The organism is Alteromonas sp. S015 (assembly GCF_036864485.1).
Taxonomy (GTDB): domain Bacteria; phylum Pseudomonadota; class Gammaproteobacteria; order Enterobacterales; family Alteromonadaceae; genus Alteromonas.
Map to the genome: position 1 here is coordinate 25,234 of NZ_JAZETO010000001.1, position 18,579 is coordinate 43,812.

16 protein-coding genes are annotated in these 18,579 nt (G+C 45.3%); 12 read left to right on the forward strand and 4 right to left on the reverse strand.

The annotated features are described in order from the left end of the window. Positions 1-117: 117 nt before the first annotated feature. Positions 118-2,064, reverse strand: a complete 1,947-nt coding sequence (gene ftsH / locus V7R42_RS00125; RefSeq protein ID WP_334018245.1) for an ATP-dependent zinc metalloprotease FtsH — start codon at positions 2,062-2,064, stop codon at positions 118-120. 101 nt (positions 2,065-2,165) lie between these two features. Further along, positions 2,166-2,795 (reverse strand): 23S rRNA (uridine(2552)-2'-O)-methyltransferase RlmE, encoded by a 630-nt coding sequence (rlmE, locus tag V7R42_RS00130; RefSeq protein WP_014949364.1) that lies wholly within the window; start codon positions 2,793-2,795, stop codon positions 2,166-2,168. 95 nt (positions 2,796-2,890) lie between these two features. On the opposite strand from rlmE, the gene yhbY reads away from it, so the two are divergent. Both yhbY and V7R42_RS00140 read left to right on the forward strand, forming a co-directional pair. Then, on the forward strand, positions 2,891-3,184 hold the full coding sequence (yhbY, locus tag V7R42_RS00135) for a ribosome assembly RNA-binding protein YhbY (RefSeq protein ID WP_334018246.1): 294 nt from the start codon (positions 2,891-2,893) through the stop codon (positions 3,182-3,184). Between the two features lie 103 nt (positions 3,185-3,287). After that, entirely contained in the window at positions 3,288-4,064 is a 777-nt protein-coding gene (locus tag V7R42_RS00140; RefSeq protein WP_334018247.1) for a 3-hydroxyacyl-CoA dehydrogenase, read from the forward strand. Between the two features lie 105 nt (positions 4,065-4,169). Here V7R42_RS00140 and V7R42_RS00145 read toward each other — a convergent pair whose 3' ends face one another. Continuing rightward, on the reverse strand, positions 4,170-4,874 hold the full coding sequence (locus tag V7R42_RS00145) for a hypothetical protein (RefSeq protein WP_334018248.1): 705 nt from the start codon (positions 4,872-4,874) through the stop codon (positions 4,170-4,172). 266 nt (positions 4,875-5,140) lie between these two features. Here V7R42_RS00145 and V7R42_RS00150 point away from each other — a divergent pair, with 266 nt between their 5' ends. Further along, positions 5,141-5,926: an RDD family protein gene (locus tag V7R42_RS00150; RefSeq protein ID WP_334018249.1), complete on the forward strand. Its 786-nt coding sequence runs from the start codon at positions 5,141-5,143 to the stop codon at positions 5,924-5,926. A gap of 123 nt (positions 5,927-6,049) precedes the next feature. Here V7R42_RS00150 and V7R42_RS00155 read toward each other — a convergent pair whose 3' ends face one another. Continuing rightward, positions 6,050-8,446, reverse strand: coding sequence for a Lon protease family protein (locus tag V7R42_RS00155; RefSeq protein WP_334018250.1), 2,397 nt, complete (start codon positions 8,444-8,446; stop codon positions 6,050-6,052). Between the two features lie 282 nt (positions 8,447-8,728). Here V7R42_RS00155 and V7R42_RS00160 point away from each other — a divergent pair, with 282 nt between their 5' ends. From V7R42_RS00160 to rodA, 9 genes are all read left to right on the forward strand, one after another. Further along, positions 8,729-9,346, forward strand: coding sequence for a hypothetical protein (locus V7R42_RS00160; RefSeq protein WP_334018251.1), 618 nt, complete (start codon positions 8,729-8,731; stop codon positions 9,344-9,346). A gap of 339 nt (positions 9,347-9,685) precedes the next feature. Further along, positions 9,686-12,289 (forward strand): leucine--tRNA ligase, encoded by a 2,604-nt coding sequence (gene leuS / locus V7R42_RS00165; protein WP_334018252.1) that lies wholly within the window; start codon positions 9,686-9,688, stop codon positions 12,287-12,289. A gap of 11 nt (positions 12,290-12,300) precedes the next feature. Next, a complete protein-coding gene (locus V7R42_RS00170; protein ID WP_334018253.1) occupies positions 12,301-12,837 on the forward strand; it encodes an LPS-assembly lipoprotein LptE in 537 nt (178 codons plus the stop codon). Between the two features lie 15 nt (positions 12,838-12,852). Beyond that, entirely contained in the window at positions 12,853-13,881 is a 1,029-nt protein-coding gene (gene holA / locus V7R42_RS00175; RefSeq protein ID WP_334018254.1) for a DNA polymerase III subunit delta, read from the forward strand. Positions 13,882-13,894: 13 nt separating this feature from the next. Then, a complete protein-coding gene (gene nadD, locus V7R42_RS00180) occupies positions 13,895-14,596 on the forward strand; it encodes a nicotinate (nicotinamide) nucleotide adenylyltransferase (protein WP_334018255.1) in 702 nt (233 codons plus the stop codon). A 17-nt stretch (positions 14,597-14,613) separates the two neighbouring features. Beyond that, complete coding sequence (gene rsfS, locus V7R42_RS00185; protein WP_014949353.1) at positions 14,614-14,931, forward strand: ribosome silencing factor; 318 nt, start codon at positions 14,614-14,616, stop codon at positions 14,929-14,931. A 115-nt stretch (positions 14,932-15,046) separates the two neighbouring features. Beyond that, positions 15,047-15,517 carry a 23S rRNA (pseudouridine(1915)-N(3))-methyltransferase RlmH gene (gene rlmH / locus V7R42_RS00190; protein WP_334018256.1) on the forward strand — a complete coding sequence of 157 codons (471 nt, stop codon included), beginning with the start codon at positions 15,047-15,049 and terminating at the stop codon, positions 15,515-15,517. 30 nt (positions 15,518-15,547) lie between these two features. Continuing rightward, on the forward strand, positions 15,548-17,464 hold the full coding sequence (mrdA, locus tag V7R42_RS00195) for a penicillin-binding protein 2 (RefSeq protein ID WP_334018257.1): 1,917 nt from the start codon (positions 15,548-15,550) through the stop codon (positions 17,462-17,464). Further along, positions 17,461-18,576, forward strand: coding sequence for a rod shape-determining protein RodA (gene rodA, locus V7R42_RS00200; protein ID WP_334018258.1), 1,116 nt, complete (start codon positions 17,461-17,463; stop codon positions 18,574-18,576). Before mrdA ends, rodA begins: the two co-directional genes overlap by 4 nt. Positions 18,577-18,579: the final 3 nt, after the last annotated feature.

The window sequence follows — 18,579 nt, forward strand, 5'->3', positions numbered from 1 at the left end:
TGCTAACTTCAAAGCGATTAATGAAGCAGTCAAAATACATTCCAACCGTGATTAAAATAAGTGTGCTCTAATAAAAAACGCCAGATAAACTGGCGTTTTTTTAATTAACGTAGACGTTTAGCTTGGGATATCACCCGGCTTACCTACCGACGGTTTGTCTACACCGTCATTCTTAATTTCACCTTCACGAACCGGTGCACCACCACTTGGTTTATCGCCACCAGACGGTTTGCTGTCATCCCAATCTGCAGGAGGACGAACGTCAGTACGGTTCATTAAGTCATCAATTTGCTTAGCATCAATGGTTTCGTACTTCATTAGTGCGTCTTTCATTGAATGTAAGATATCAATGTTGTCTTCAAGGATCTTCTGAGCACGCTCGTAGTTGCGGTCAATCAGTGACTTGATTTCCGCATCTATGGCACGCGCGGTGTCATCAGACATGTTTGTAGCCTTAGACATAGACTTGCCTAAGAACACTTCGCCTTCATCTTCGGCATATAGCATTGGGCCCATTTTGCTCGACAAGCCCCACTGGGTCACCATCTTACGTGCAATTTCAGTGGCGCGCTCGATATCGTTTGACGCCCCCGTTGTTACCTTGTCGTCACCATAAATGATAGCTTCAGCAATACGCCCACCAAACAAGCTAGAAATCATGCTTTCTAAATGTTGTTTAGAATGGCTCACACGGTCTTGTTCCGGCAAGTACATCGTTACACCCAACGCACGACCGCGTGGAATGATTGACACTTTGTAAACCGGATCGTGCTCAGGTACCAAGCGACCGACGATAGCGTGACCCGCTTCGTGATACGCTGTCATTTCTTTTTCAGGCTCAGACATTACCATAGACTTACGCTCAGAGCCCATCATGATTTTGTCTTTTGCTTTTTCAAACTCTTCCATTGAAACGAGGCGTTTGTTACCGCGAGCAGCGAACAATGCTGCCTCGTTGACAAGGTTAGCAAGGTCAGCACCTGAGAAACCTGGTGTACCACGGGCAATAACCGACGGCTCTACGTTGTCAGCCACAGGTACTTTGCGAATATGAACTTTGAGTATCTGTTCACGACCGCGAATATCTGGAAGACCAACCACTACCTGACGGTCAAAACGGCCTGGACGAAGTAACGCTGGGTCTAGTACGTCTGGGCGGTTTGTAGCCGCAATAACGATAATACCTTCGTGGCCTTCAAAACCATCCATTTCAACAAGCATTTGGTTCAGGGTTTGCTCACGCTCGTCGTGACCGCCACCTAGACCTGCACCACGTTGACGGCCTACTGCATCGATTTCATCAATAAAGATAATACATGGCGCTGCTTTCTTCGCTTGTTCGAACATGTCACGAACACGAGATGCGCCTACACCCACGAACATCTCAACGAAGTCAGAACCCGAGATAGTGAAGAATGGTACTTTTGCTTCACCCGCAATAGCTTTTGCAAGCAACGTTTTACCCGTACCAGGAGGACCTACCATAAGTACGCCCTTCGGAATTTTACCACCTAGCTTTTGAAACTTAGACGGGTCGCGTAAGAAGTCTACCAATTCAGACACATCTTCTTTTGCTTCATCACAGCCTGCTACGTCAGCAAAGGTTGTCTTAATTTGATCTTCACCAAGCAAGCGAGCTTTGCTTTTACCGAATGACATAGCGCCACGGCCACCGCCACCTTGCATTTGACGCATGAAGAAAATCCACACACCAATAAGCAATAACATGGGAAACCATGAGATAAAAATAGACGTCAGAAGAGACTGCTCTTCTGGTGGTTCGCCGTACACTCTTACGTCGTTCTTAACCAAGTCAGACACTAACTTGTCATCGAAGTAAGGTACTATTGTCTGGAAAGTTTCGCCTGAACGTTTGGTACCTCGAATTTCGCCACTATTGTTGATGCGAACTTCTCGAATATTCCCCTGTTCTGCTTCTCTCAAAAACGTTGTGTAGTCAGTTTGCGAACGAGACGATTCACTCGGTGAAAAGCTCTGGAAAACCGACATTAAAACAACGGCGATGACTAACCATAAGATTAAATTTTTTGCCATATCGCTCAATGCTACTAACCTCTATAAACCCGAGTTGCTTGTATATTCAACAAGTCGTTTATTGAATAAACGACACAACTCGCAACGAAAACCGCTTAACTCAAAGCGTACTACACTTTATACCCACAAGCCACCAAATACACCTCTCGTGAACGTGATCGGGACGAGTCAGGCTTACGCGTCTTTATGGTTGTGAAAGATTGTTTAAGTGCGTTCATGAACTCAACAAACCCTTCACCTTGGAACACCTTTATGACAAATGAACCGCCGGGTTTTAGCACTTGGTGACACATATCTAGCGCTAGTTCACAAAGGTACATAGAGCGAGATTGATCAACCGACGCGTTGCCCGCAAGGTTCGGTGCCATATCAGACAACACAATATCTACGGTGTTCCCACCGATTCTGTTCAATAGTGCGTCGAGAACAGCGTCCTCTCTGAAATCGCCTTGTAGAAAGTCTACGCCCACTATTGGATCCATGGGTAAAATATCGCACGCGATAACTTGACCATTGTCGCCAACAAGCTGTGCAGCCAGCTGTGACCAGCCGCCTGGAGCCGCACCAAGGTCTACAAGTGTCATTCCTGGTTTAATAAGCTTATCTTTTTTCTGGATTTCTTCCAGTTTGTAGATAGCTCGCGATCGCCAACCTTCCTTATTTGCTTTTTGCACATAATGGTCGTTAACGTGTTCTTGTAACCAGCGTTTACTGCTGGCGGAGTGTTTCTTTTTTGTCATTCCAATACAATGTCATTAGGATTGTAGAGAAGATGGCGTTAGAATACGTTATTTCAAGCATAAACTAACAGATTAATTGTAAGAAATATTACTTCATGAAACTTTCAAATAAACAGAAACAATTCCTAAAGGGCCTTGCACACCCCTTAAAACCAGTTGTGCAGCTCGGTGGAAACGGCCTTACTGAAGGTGTGGTTGCTGAAATCGATAACGCACTTAACCACCACGAATTAATTAAAGTTAAGGTGCCAACAGATGATCGCGAAGAAAAGGCGCTTATCATGGATGCCATTATTCGTGAAACAAACTCAGTTAAGCTTCAGGTAATCGGTCATACACTAATTATCTACCGTCAAAGCGAAGACTGTAAAATTCAGTTGCCAAAATAACTTTGCAAAAGGTGCCGAACCCTTTCGGCACCATAGTTTTTCTTCTTACTTCCCGTTAACATCATGTTAATAATAGTGCAAAACTAGGATTTAAGGGAAAACTATGACGCTAAATAATCTTACTGCCATTGTCACTGGTGGTTGCTCGGGACTTGGTCACGCCACTGCTATCGTACTTCGAGATGCCGGTGCTAACGTCAGCCTTTTCGACTTAAATGAAGAGCTTGGCGCACAGCGCGTAGAAGAGTTAGGCAACGAAAACGCACTTTTCACCAAAGTCGACGTACGCGACGAAGTGTCTGTTCAAGCTGCTATTGATGCGACAACCGAAAGGTTTGGCGCTATTTCTTTAGTGGTTAACTGTGCAGGTATTGCTCCTGCTAAACGCTTACTTGATAAAGAAGGCAACCCTGCCCCGCTTGGCGATTTTCAAAAGACTATCGATATTAACTTGGTCGGCAGCTTTAATGTGTCTCGTTTGGTTGCAGCAGCTATGGCTAAACAATCACCCATTAATGATGAAGGCGAGCGCGGTCTGATTGTAAATACAGCGTCTGTGGCAGGTTATGAAGGCCAAATAGGGCAAACGGCCTATGCTGCAAGCAAGGGTGGTATTATTGGCCTAACCCTGCCCATGGCTCGAGATTTGGCTCCGTTGGGAATTCGTGTTAACACTATCGCACCAGGTGTAATGGGAACACCAATGCTACTTGCTATGCCTGAGAAAGTGCAAGACGCCCTTTCTGCCAACGTTCAGTTTCCTAAGCGACTTGGGCTGCCTGAAGAGTTTGCTAAGTTGGTTATTCATATGGTAAATAACCGTTATTTAAATGGTGAAACAATCCGTTTAGATGGTGGTCTGCGCATGCCACCGAAGTAATTATTAGAAGTAAAGAGACGTGGGTGAAACAAGCTGCGTAGTAAGCCTTTGATCGAAAAAAACCGCCTTTCGGCGGTTTTTTTACATTGCCAGTCACAGTTATAACTAGCTTTTCATTTTAGTCAATGTATCAGCTTCAACAATGAAGCGGTTAAAGAAGTCGTCTTCTAGTTCGCCGGTGATGCGAACGCGTTCTCCCTCAATTAACGTTAGATAGCCCTCTGAATCTACAGGTGCACTTTCTAACTCATCGAGCTCTACAGTAAGGGTAGTATCACCAACAGCAATTTGTATAACTTCTTTGCCAATTGATTTTACAGTACCTACAAGCACCATTTCTTCGTCGTCAAATTCAATGTTGCTCGCCGTACTTAAGTAAAGGTCGGCCGACGCTTGGTTCACTGAATCGGCTAAATATACAGTATCCATTCCGTCAACAATTACGCTTTGAGCGATCAGTCGTTCGCTCGAAAACATGCCATCGTCAAGACGAGCAGTCACCATTACGTCCTCACCTTTCATATTTGCATAAGCTCTGCTGTCGAGATCAGTGTCTTTTAATTCAACAAAGATACTGCCATCACCATAATCTAGGGTAAAAAACTTTGAATCTACAGATGACACTTCACCAGTCAGTGTAATCCATGTATCTCCAGACACTAAAGTTCTTGACGAAGGTTGCACTGATTTAGATGCTGCCTGCATTTGTGCAGCTTTCATCTCATCAATATTTGCATGTGCGATAGCAGAGGTGCCCATCATCGCTACTGAAACCAGAGTCGCTGTAATAGTTCGTTTTGAGTTTAACATCGAAACCTCCTTAAAGGCGTAATCGTTATCCATTCGATAAAAGGTGATGCAAATCTGATACCGCGTATATAAATCAACAACATAAATTAAATTCGAGAGAAGCAAACGCTACGAAGAAAGAAATATATTCCTACTTTTGAAGACATTACACTGTCACCACAATATGCAATGAATTGGTCAATACGCAGTGGATAAAAAAGTTAAAATAACATGCGTTACTGTGTAAAGTAGCGTTATGGATTTGAATCAAGCACAGTGGACGTCGTATGTCACCTCATCATCAACACATTGAAACCTCACCTATTAGCAGTGATATTGAAAACAATTCGGCAGATAAAGAAAACGCTGTTGAAACAAAAGATATTGTGACGCCTTATGCATTTGGAGTGGCTGAATCACTATTAGGTAAGCGCCTTGCTACACCTTTTCAGCGCGGATTTGCTCAGTGTATCGACCTACTATTTGTCGCCATTTTAAGCTCGCTCGATACATTGTTTTTAGCCATCATCACCACAGTGACGTTTTACAAAGCCAGCAGCAACCTAGCGAACAATAGTGATAGAAAAACTACGCGTTCATTCCTTAGAATCGCCGGAGCATTCATGCTCTTATGGACGCTACTGCTAACGCTAGATGTTGCTAACGAGGCTAATTATTTCAGTGACGATGCGGTTGTCAGTGATCTGAGTGATTCATCTAGTCCAGAAGATGAAAAAAAACCAGTGCCCTCTACAGGGTCTTACAGTATTGTCGCATGGATTAAAGGGTTAATTACTGAGCTCGGCTTAGGCTTTGGTTGGGCAGTACTCTATTACAGTGTGTTCACCGCCTGGTTCAATGGTAAAACTCCGGGAAAGCGTTTGTTGAATATACAAGTGCTCAAACTCGATGGCTCTGGATTATCGCTCTGGGAAAGCTTTGGCCGTTACGGTGGTTATGGAGCGGGTTTAGCAACAGGGTTATTGGGTTTCTTACAGATTTATTGGGACCCAAACCGGCAAGCCATCCAAGATAAAATTTCAGAAACTCTGGTCATCAGCACCCGCGATTAACTCGCTCTGGTACTTGCGTTTACCATTAAATTGTTATGTGTGCGCGTCCTAGTGAAAAAACGCTTCTTTTTAGAGCAAAAATCAAGAAGCGCAACTCGTCACAACGAGTACGCTTCATTGTCTCTATTCGCCGTCACCACCATTAACGATCAGCGCAATGTTGTATAGACGGTTTACGGCATGGTAATTAATTGAATTTTTAGGGTAGCGGCCTTTACTGCTAATTTTACCCGCTTCCTGTTCCATCAAAATAGATAGCGCGTCATCGACGGTCTCTACAGTATAAATATGGAACAGCCCTTTTTTCACAGCATCGACTACGGTGGCGTCTAACACCAAGTTAATCGCATTTGATTTAGGAATAATCACGCCCTGCGTGCCGGTAAGACCGCGGTGTTGACACAAGTCGAAAAAGCCTTCTATCTTTTCGTTCACACCGCCAACCGCCTGCACTTCACCATACTGGTTTATGGAACCTGTGATGGCCAAGGTTTGTAAGCAAGGGATTTCAGTCAGCGCGGAGATAAGCGCAACAAGTTCACCAAGGGATGCGCTGTCGCCGTCAATGTGTCCATATGACTGTTCTAGCGCAATATTTGCCGATAGGGTTAGCGGGAAATGCTGCGCATATTTGTTGCCTAAATAACCGTTAAGTAACATGACGCCCTTAGAGTGAATAGGCTGCCCAAGCTCTACTTCTCGCTCAATATCAACCACTCCACTAGCCCCGGCAAATACAGTAGAGGTAATACGTGCGGGCGTACCAAATGCGGTGTCACCAATATCTAATACGGTTAACCCATTTACTTTGCCTACCGCTTTGCCTTCGGTGGCAATAAGCACGTGCCCTTCTTTAATATCGTTTAAAAGGGTTTGGCTAACGCGACCAGTGCGTCGCTTCTTTGCACTTAATGCTGTCTTTAAATGATCAAGTTCTAGCGTGTCGGCATTGGATTTTTGACAAAAATAATAAGCTTCATTAACCAGCTCGATAACTTCAGCAAAATGTGCAGATAGCTTTTCTTTGTGTTCGGCCATTCTTAACGAGTACTCTACCAGCCTGCACATCGCGTTAGCGGTAATGCCTTTAAGTCCTAACTGAATAAGATGCGCACGTACTTTGCCCACGAAATCAAAAAGCGCCTGTTTGGTGACGGGAATTTCCAAGTCAAAATCCACCAACACTCTGAAAAGTTCGTCAAATTCGTCATCGTAATCTTGCAGCGTGTAATATAAGTCGCGCGAGCCTAACAAAACGATTTTCACATTTAAGTCGATGGGCTGTGGATTTAGCGTAATGTTATTCACCATGCCCACGTCTTGTTGCGGTAAGTCCATGCGCAAGCGCTGTGACTTAATGGCAAGCTTTAGAGTATCCCACACGAAAGGCTGCTCAATAAGTTGGTCGACATCCAACAACAAATAACCGCCATTTGCACGGTGTAGTGCACCTGGCTGAATCATGCGATAGTTGGTGAACACGCTGCCGTGAATGTTGGTGTACTCTATTTTGCCAAACAAATTTTGATAAGTAGGGTTCGGCTCATAAATAACGGGGGCTGCGTCATCGAGTTTATTCGACACCAAAACATTAGGAAGAAATTGCTCTTCTAAAAATATCTTCTTGTCGAAGTCATCACTCTTCTCTTCTTTCTGCTCTTCACTGTGAATGACTAAGATGGCGTGGACCAATGCAGTCTTAAGCTGTTTGAGAAACTTCATTACCCCTAGCTCAGAGGCGTATTTGTGCTCAAGCACTTTTAGCAGTGGTTTAATTCCCTGCTCTGCGGTCTTTTTGTCAAGCTCACGCAGACGTTCAGAGTTTTCGCGTTTCCACGTAGGCAAGCTTAACAAGCCTTCGCTTAACCTGTTTTCTAGTTCGTCAATAAGGGTATAAAACCCTTCCCGTTGTGCGTCAGTTAACGAGGCAAACTCTGTGTCACTTATTGGCTTTCCGTTAACGATAGGTGAAAACGTAATAGAGCCCCCCTCTTCGTACAGCGCAACATCATTCGCTTGTGCGTAACGCTCTACCGCATCGATAGCCGCATCATATTTTTGCTCGAACTCTCTGGATATTGACGCGCGACGGCGCTGATATCCCGGGTTATCAAAGGCAATGGGCAGTGAGTCTAAGACATCGTCGATAAGCGCAGCCATGTCCTTGTGGAATGCTTTTCCACCACCGGGAGGAAATTTTAGCGCAACAGGTTCGCGCTCTTCGTCAAAATTGTTGATATAACAACAATCATCAGGCGCCGGTAACTGGGCAACTTGGCGTTCAATGTAATCCTTCACTAGGGTGAAGCGCCCCGTAGCAGGCTCTCCCATCACGTAAAGATTATAGCCTTTGGTGTTAATACCTAACCCAAATGTCAGTGCTTCACGCGCACGCTCTTGCCCAATGAAGGTCGCACTTAGCGCTTCATCATCTTTTAAGGCACTGTTTATCGCTCGGCGATTTATGGTAGGTGAAAGTGCGTCTACATCTAACGCATATAATTTACTGTCTACAGACATGTCTGTTCTATCTTTGTTTCTTTACTTAAGTGAAACCCTAATTAACATTAGTGTCAAACGCTTATCCTGAATAAGGCAGCTTTGCATCGTTAATTGCACAACAAACAACCACCTTCATGATGTTAGGAGAGAATTGGTGAGCACTACGAGGGTTTTGTGGTCTTCATTAGCATTGATACATTGCGACGCAGAGTGTAGCGTTTCATTAAGGGCGAAATTCGTTTTGGCGACGGGACAAGGTTTCGCGCGCATTAACCAATGAACATAAAAGGGGTAATAACGATGACAAAAAAATCGAAAACTCGCTCAACCCTTCTACTCACCTCCTCTTTCCTTGCAACCGTTCTGAGCACGGCATTTTCTTCAATGAGTATGGCTAACGTTAACTATGCAGATAACTCAGGTTTTTCAATTACTAACGAGAGTGAAAGCTATGCGCCAGTTGAAGTCGTGTACTCTCATTTTATTCAACATGTGGATATGTGGTGGCCGAAAGACCACACGTGGTGGAAAGGTGCTTTGCGCATAGATGAACAGGCTGGGGGCTGTTTCTGTGAAACGACAGACACAGCGAGTGCAGCGCATATGCAGGTAAGCTACATTGAACCGAATAAAAAAGTGGTGATGACAGGCGGCTTAGGCCCGCTTCAAGAAATGGGTATGTCAGGTGCACTAACATGGGAATTCAGCACAATAGAGTCGAGCACATCATCGAGCGTCAACCCGCAAGACGGTCGTAAACCGAAAACTAAAGTCACCCTTACCTACAACTCCTCAGGCAATATTCATTTTAATGGCAAAAAAGCATCTAACGAAGACGCAGTCAATTTAGTTCGTGTAGTCGACAACGTGCAGGCGCAACAGCTTAATGCACTAACCGCGTTTAGTGACAATAATTAAATGCGTTACGAGGGCCGGTTGAACTTTGACGCACATTTTACGCAAAGACTAATCGACAGCATAGTTCGGTCAAAGTATGAGTTCAAATAGGAAAAGGTGTAAGACTGCGCTCCCAATTGGCTTAAACTGCGCCATTAATGCTCACTTTTCAAGCAAGCGGCAATAAATATTGCCCAGTTCCGTGTTAAGCTATTGAGGCATGGCTTAGCGCTGGGTTATTCTATTGGGCTATATGTATGTTAAGTGGGCGAATCCCACGTGCGGTTAGTAGGCGTTGCTACAAGCTCGCCTTATGCCGCTCATAAACGTTTTAACTTTTAATGCGGAAGCCTAAGTTTCATGGCCGATAATCAGTACAATCCGAAAGACATTGAACAACGCGTTCAGCAATACTGGGAAGAAAACCAATCGTTTAAAGCAAATGACGACGTAGAAAAAGAAAAATTCTACTGCCTGTCTATGTTCCCATATCCTAGTGGCCGACTTCACATGGGCCACGTGCGCAACTACACCATTGGTGACGTGATCAGCCGTTTCCAGCGCATGCAGGGTAAAAATGTATTGCAGCCTATGGGTTGGGATGCTTTTGGTCTTCCGGCTGAAAATGCAGCAATTAACAACAACACTGCACCGGCGAAATGGACATACTCAAATATTGATTACATGAAAAACCAACTTCGCTCGTTGGGTTTCGGTTACGATTGGGATCGCGAAGTAACCACATGTAAATCAGATTACTATCGCTGGGAACAATGGTTCTTCACACGTCTTTACGAAAAAGGCCTTGTGTACAAGAAAAACTCTACGGTGAACTGGGACCCTGTAGACCAAACGGTTTTGGCTAACGAACAGGTTATCGACGGTCGCGGTTGGCGCTCTGGAGCCCTTGTAGAGCAAAAAGAAATTCCACAGTGGTTTATTAAAATCACTGACTATGCTGAAGAGCTATTACAAGACTTAGAACAGCTTGAAGAATGGCCAGACCAAGTGCGCGCTATGCAGGCAAACTGGATTGGTCGCTCTGAAGGTGTTGAAATTACCTTCGACTTAGCGTTAGCGGTTAACGACATTGCTGACTTAACGGTATACACCACGCGCCCAGATACTTTCTACGGGGTTACTTACGTTGCAGTAGCTGCGCAGCACCCGCTTGCCGAATTCGCAGCGAAATCAAACGCAGAATTAGCGGCCTTTATTGACGAGTGTAAAAACACCAAAGTTGCTGAAGCAGAGTTAGCAACCATGGAGAAAAAAGGTTTTGCCACTGGTTTTGAGGTGGTTCATCCTCTTACAGGTGAAATGCTGCCAATTTGGGTCGCTAACTTCGTGCTAATGGACTACGGTTCAGGCGCTGTAATGGCCGTTCCTGGTCACGACCAGCGTGATTGGGAATTTGCAACTAAATACAACCTGCCAATTAAGCAAGTTATCGCGCCAAACGCGGGCGATGAAGATAAGTGCGATCTTACTGCCACTGCATTTACTGAAAAAGGCAGCTTGATCAACTCTGATAAATTCGACGGTCTTGAGTTCGATGCCGCATTCAATGGTATTGCTGATGAACTTGAAGGCAAAGGCTGTGGTAAGCGCAAAGTAAATTATCGTCTACGTGACTGGGGCGTAAGCCGTCAACGCTACTGGGGTGCACCTATTCCAATGTTGAATTTGGAAAACGGTGAATCTGTACCAGTTCCTGCTGATCAACTACCGGTTGTTTTGCCTGAAGACGTGGAAATGAATGGCGTAACGTCTCCAATTAAAGCTGACCCTGAGTGGGCAAAAACCACTTATAATGGTGAAGCTGCGTTACGTGAAACGGATACCTTCGACACCTTTATGGAGTCATCGTGGTATTACGCGCGCTATGCCTGTGCTACTAACAACGACGCCATGCTTGACCCTACATCGGCCAACTACTGGTTGCCGGTAGATCAATACATCGGTGGTATTGAGCACGCTATCTTGCACTTACTTTACTCGCGCTTCTTCCACAAATTATTGCGCGATGAGGGCTTAGTAAACTCAGACGAGCCGTTTAAGCGTTTGCTGTGCCAAGGTATGGTGTTAGCTGACTCTTACTATCGTGAAGACGCATCGGGTAAGAAAACCTGGTTCTCGCCTACCGAAGTAAGCACAGAAAAAGACGACAAAGGCCGTATTGTTAAAGCGTGGCTAACCGCTGACGGTGAGGAAGTTATTCACGGCGGCATGACCAAAATGTCTAAGTCGAAGAATAACGGTATTGACCCGCAAGAAGTTATTGATCAGTACGGTGCCGATACGGTGCGTTTATTCACCATGTTTGCTGCGCCACCGGAGCAAACGCTTGAGTGGGTAGACTCTGGTGTTGAAGGTGCAAACCGTTTCTTACGTCGTATCTGGAAGTTGGTGACCGAGCACGTTGAAAAAGGCACGCCAGAAGCGATTGATGTTAAGGCACTGTCGAAAGACCAACAGGCACTTCGCCGTGAAGTACACAAGACCATAGAAAAAGTGTCTGATGACTTAGGCCGTCGTCAAACCTTTAACACTGCGGTTGCAGCGGTGATGGAATTGCTAAACCACCTTCAAAAAGCGCCACAAGAAAACGCGCAGGACATCGCAATTATGCGCGAAGCCTGTGAATCTATCTTGTTGCTTCTAAACCCTATTACGCCGCACATCGCTCACGAGCTATGGAAAGTGTTGGGTCACAGCGAAGATATCGATTTAGCGCCATGGCCACAGGCTGATAAAGCCGCGTTGGTTGAAGACGAGAAACTTATTATTGTTCAGGTTAACGGTAAGGTTCGCGCTAAGATGACAATTGCCGCTGATGCAAGCAAAGAGAGCATTGAAGCGTCTGCGAAAGAGCAGCCCAACGTTCAGCAGTTCATCGAAGGTAAAACCATTCGTAAAGTGATTGTTGTACCTGGCAAGCTTGTTAACATTGTCGCTAACTAGGTCAGATATTGATGAAAAAGCACTTACAATTCGCGGTCGCTGTGTTAGGAACGGTTATGGTTGCAGGCTGTGGCTTTCATTTGCGAAGTAGCCCTAGCCTACCAGACGACATTAACACCGTTGCTATTGAAAGTGCACGAGCGCACGCGCCCCTTGCGCGAGCGCTCGATAAACGCTTAAACGTCTACGGTTTATCCAGTGTTAACGTAGATAAAACAACGCGCGATAGTCAAAGCGTAAATCTCTATTTACTACCAGAAAAATTAGAACGTCAGCTGCTATCTGTTTACCCTTCGGGTCAAGTTGCAGAATACGAACTGATTTATGTTGTACGATACCGCGTGCAGTTTCCTGGTAAAGAAGCCGTCATGGTTCAATTTGAAGTGGTACGAGACTATCAAGACGATCCCGACCAAGTGTTGGCAAAGTCTCGTGAACTTGAGTTGATGTTAAGTGAAATGCGCGATGAAGCAGCTGATATCATGATTAGACGCTTGTCTAGCCAGGCAGACGCTGCACCAAATGCATCGACTTCCATTAGTCAATAAATATCAGACTCATTCATGCAGATTTATCCAAACCAATTTAGCCAAGATATCACCAAGGCACTTCGCCCGTGCTATCTGGTGTTTGGAGATGAGCCGCAGCAGAAGTTTGATGTCATTGAGCAAATTCGCGCTAAAGCAAAAGCCAAAGGGTTTGAAGAGCGTACAGTACTTGTTGCTGAAACGGGTTTTAACTGGAACCAGTTGATTGAAGCCACGCAAAGCATGTCGCTTTTCTCAAGCCAACAGTTTATTGAATTAGAGCTACCTACGGGAAAACCGGGCACTGAAGGCAGTAAAATGCTGCAAGAAGTAGCGGCGTCATTAAACCCCGACATTTTGTTGCTGGTTCACGGCCCCAAAATTGGCAAAGACGTGCAGCGCGGTAAATGGTTTAAAGTGCTTGACGATATGGGCGTGTCGGTATTGTGCTATCCGTTGGAAGGCAAGCAACTAAACGCATGGTTAAATCAACAGCTCAATGCTCATCAGCTTTCCGTGACCGCGTCAGGCGCCAAAATGATTGCCGATTTCTGCGAAGGCAACATGTTGGCCGCAAAGCAAGAAATTGACAAACTCGCGCTGCTCTATCCGCACCAGTCTATTTCAGACGAACAAATTGAAAAAGCTATGGTCGACCAGTCGCGCTTCAACGTTTTCCAATTGGTTGACGTTATGCTTAGCGGCGACAGTACCCGCTGCATAAAAATGCTTTACCGATTAGAGAGTGAAGGTCTGGAGCCTAACATTATAATCTGGGCACTCATACGCGAGTGGGAGCAATTATGGAAATTGAAGCTTGCGCAGCAGAGCGGCGCACCCGTTCAGTGGCAAAAATTCGGTATTTGGCGTAACAGACAAGGCTTTTACCAAAGTGCATTGAACCGTCTGAGCCTCGCGCAGTTAGAAGACATTCAAAAAGCGCTGACCCTATCAGATCATGCATTCAAGCAAAATGTTATTGCTCGCCCTTACGTTGAAATGTGTCACTTGTGCATGATGTTCATGGGTATGGACCTTCGCGAAATTCCACTGTTACAAGCGTAAGAGGCAATTTCAAGTGAGTCTTCCGCCCGCTTCTCAATCGTATTCATCCGTGAAAGCCATTCTTGGCGGTACGTTTAATCCGCCGCATAAAGGCCATATAGGTGCGGCACTTAAAGCCGCAGATGAAATTGGAATAAACCGGGTTCATCTCATGCCCTGTAAATTAGCTCCGCATAAGTCTGTCGGTGTGTCAGAACGCCATCGGGTAAAAATGATTGAACTTTGCGCCGAAAACAATGACAGACTTATTCCAGAGTTAATTGAGCTGACGCTTCCGTCACCTTCTTATACCGTTAAAACACTGCGCGCACTTAAAGAGAAAAGTGATGACACAATCTGTTTTTTCATTGGCGCAGATTCACTGTATAATCTGGACAAATGGTACGAGTGGGAACACCTGCTCGATTATTGTCACTTAGTGGTTATGCGCAGAGACGACGAGAAATTTTCGCCACCTCCCGCAATACAAGCTTGGTTAGATTGTCATGTGGCTAACGATAAACATGCTATTCACACAAAGCCTGCTGGCCATGTAGTGTTAACCAACACGCCGCTTTATCGTGTTTCATCTACTGAAATTCGTGACGTACTGGCAGGTGCGCCCTGTGATGAAAAAGCGGGTAAGCCAAACAGTTCAAACGCTGAGTCATCTAAGTTATGGTTAGAAGAAAGCGTTTTAGATTACATAAACGAACATCAGTTATATAAATGTTAAGTAAGTGAGGAAAACTCTTGGAGAGTCAACAGCTCAAACAGTTTGTTAAAGACAAAATTGACGATATGAAAGGCCGTGATGTGATCGAACTAGACGTTCGCGGTAAATCAAGTATTACAGATACCATGATCATTTGTTCAGGTAACTCAAAGCGCCACGTTTCATCTATTGCAGAAAATGTCATGGTAGAAGCGAAGAAAGCGGGACATGCCCCTGGAAGCGTGGAAGGTAAGGAAACCGGTGAATGGGTTCTGGTTGATTTTGGCGATGTCATTTTGCACGTTATGCAGGATGAAACCCGTGATTTCTACCAATTAGAAAAACTGTGGTCATAGTAGCGAAACGCGAACTATAAACATGCCGTAATGCGGTCGATAAAGGCCATACTCAAAAGCGTATGGCCTTTATTGTTTAGGCAAGAAACAAATTCCTGCTTTAAGGGTGAAATAAGTGCGTATACAAATCGTGGCGGTTGGAACAAAAATGCCGAGTTGGGTAAATGCAGGCGTGGATGAGTTTATTCGTCGTTTCCCTAGCGACATGCCAGTGTCATTCACCGAAATCCCCGCCGGCAAACGTGGTAAAAACGCCGATATAAAGCGCATCTTGGAAAAGGAGGGCGAGCAAATGCTAGCCGCTATTCCCAAAGGTAATCGCATTGTTACGTTAGAAGTAACGGGGAAACCTTGGGATACACCTACCCTTGCCAAACAACTCGACAATTGGAAAATGGACGGACGAGACGTTAGCCTGCTAATTGGCGGTCCTGAAGGGTTGGCATTAGAGTGTATTGCTGCGTCGGAACAAAAGTGGTCGTTATCAGCCCTCACGCTCCCCCATCCTCTCGTTCGAATCATACTTACAGAAAGCTTATATCGCGCGTGGTCGGTGACGCAAAATCACCCTTACCATCGCGAGTAAATAATTGCTTTATTAAGGCAAAGGAAGTCAATGCTACGAAAACGCCAAGCAATACGCGATCACTCTGCAGAAGCGAATTTGTTCGCCCGTCGTGCCACAATCGCGTTTATTATTGTTGTAGCCATGTTAGGCATTGTACTTAATAACCTTTATTCTTTGCAGGTTACCCAGTTTGAAGATTATCAAACCCGATCTAACGGTAACCGAATTAAAGTCTTGCCTGTCGCGCCTAATCGCGGGCTTATCTACGACCGCAACGGCGTACTTTTAGCAGAAAACCGTCCTGTTTTTAGTTTAGAAGTCATTCCAGAACAAGTGGACGACATCGACCAAACTCTTGCAGATTTAACTAAGCTAATGGGCATTACAAGCGATGAACTAGAACGCTTTCATTCTACACTAAAGGGAACTCGACGATTTAAACCTGTTGCGCTTCGCACTCAGTTAAGCGAAGAAGAAGTGGCTCTGTTTTCTGCCAGTAAACACAAATTCCCGGGCGTACAAATCGAGGCGCGATTAGCGCGTCATTACCCTTATAAAGAAACGCTTACCCATGCACTGGGTTATGTTGCACGCATTAACAAGCGAGACTTACAAAAACTCGTTGAAGCAGGCCAAGAAGATAATTACGCCGCAACTCACGATATCGGTAAGCTAGGCATAGAGAAATATCACGAAGAGCTGCTTCATGGAAAAGTGGGTTATCAGCAGGTCGAAGTAAACAACCAAGGCCGAATTATTCGTGTACTCAGCGTTGAGCCACCAACACCGGGCAAAGACATCGTACTTAACCTGGATTTAGAGCTTCAGTTAGAAGCCCAGCGAATAATAGAAGGCATGCGCGGCGCTGTAGTGGTTACCGATGTTAAAACTGGCGGCGTACTGGCACTTTACTCTAACCCCAGTTACGACCCGAATTTATTTGTGCACGGTATCAGCGGCAAAAATTATTCTGCGTTACTGAATTCACCCGATCGCCCGCTTATTAATCGGGCAACCCAAGGGCAGTATCCTCCTGCTTCAACCATAAAACCTCACCTTGGTTTTGTTGGATTAGAAGAAGGCGTTATCACTAAAGACTACACGGTTAACGACACTGGACGCTATAAATTGCCCAACGTGTCCCATGTATGGCGTGATTGGCGTCGATGGGGGCACGGCAAAGTAAATGTTTCAAAAGCCATAGAGGTGTCTTGTGACACCTACTACTACGAATTGGCCTATAAATTGGGTATCGATAAAATTAGCGAGTCTATGTATGAATTTGGCTTCGGCGATTTCACGGGTATTGATCTCTATGAAGAATCAGATGCCAATATGCCTAGCCGTGGGTGGAAACGCGCTCGCTTTAATCAACCTTGGTACATTGGCGACACTATTCCTGTAGGCATAGGACAAAGCTATTGGACCACCACGCCTGTGCAGTTAAATACGTCAGTGAATACACTAATTAACGCGGGAAAACGCTATATTCCGCAAATTATTCGCGGCTATATGAACACTGATAGTTCTGTCGACCTGATTCCGCTTAAATCGCTTCGGCCCATAGAAATTAAGAACCGTAAGAATTTAGATGTGGTATTGAACGCCATGCGCGACGTTGTGAGCGGCGAAGAAGGTGGCGCACGTCATGCGTTTGCAGATACCCCTTACGATTCTGCTGGTAAAACAGGTACAGCGCAGCTCTTTACCGTTGGTCAGAATGAAAAGTACGATGCCACTAAAATTGATGAGCGCCTTCGCGACAATGCCATGTATGTAGGATTTGCGCCCTTCGATGACCCTGAAATATCCGTCACTGTGGTACTTGAGAACGTAGGCGGCGGTAGTAAGAACGCTGCACCTGTCGCACGTCAAATCATGGACTTCTATTTTAGAGATCGTGTTTTCGAAGCTGCCAATGTGAACACAGCTGGTAGCGATAACGAATTAGGGACAAACGAGTGAAGAGAACCACCATAACGCCCAATAAGATTAGTTTTCTTCAACGCATCCATATCGATGGGTGGCTTCTAGTTGGCTTACTCGTGCTAAGTTGCGTTGGATTATTCACCCTGTACTCGGCGTCGGGTCAAGATATGGAGCAAATGGAACGTCAGTTTGTCAGGCTAGGGTTTAGCTTCGTCGTCATGTTCGGTTTAGCTCAGGTTCCTTTGGGGGTGTTTAGGTTTTTCTCAACCTATGCCTATGGTGCAGGCCTGCTCATGCTAGTTGCAGTATTACTATTCGGGGATATGGGCAAAGGCGCACAGCGCTGGCTCGATCTAGGCTTTATTCGTTTTCAGCCTTCTGAACTTATGAAGCTTGCTGTACCTATGATGGTTGCGTGGTATATCAGTAAATTCACTATGCCTCCGCGCACTACGCACATCATTGCTGGGTTTGGTTTGGTGGTTGTTCCTACCATTCTTATTGCAAAGCAGCCCGATCTGGGAACGTCATTACTTATCGCTAGTTCAGGCATTTTTGCCATATTTCTGGCAGGTATGAGTTGGCGGCTTATTTCATTGGTGGGCGGGCTTATTGGCGCATTTGCGCCTGTCATGTGGTTCTTTTTAATGAAGGATTACCAAAAGCAGCGTGTGCTCACTTTTCTAAACCCAGAAAGCGATCCGCTAGGTTCGGGCTATCACATTATCCAATCTAAAATTGCCATTGGTTCGGGTGGAGTCGACGGTAAAGGCTGGCTGCAGGGCACGCAGTCACAACTCGAGTTTTTACCCGAACGTCACACCGACTTTATCTTTTCAGTTTTCAGCGAAGAATTCGGCCTTACCGGTGTCATGTGTTTAATGGCAATATACCTATTTATTATTATGCGCGGCCTCATTATTTCTAGTCGCGCACAAGACGCCTATGAAAAGTTGCTTGGCGGCAGTATAACGCTTACTTTCTTCGTGTATGTGTTTGTAAATATGGGCATGGTGTCTGGATTACTCCCTGTGGTTGGTGTACCGCTACCTTTAGTGAGCTTTGGTGGTACTTCTATGGTGACTTTGATGGCAGGTTTTGGCATTCTTATGGCTATTGCCACACAGAAACGTTTAATGTCTAGATAACTT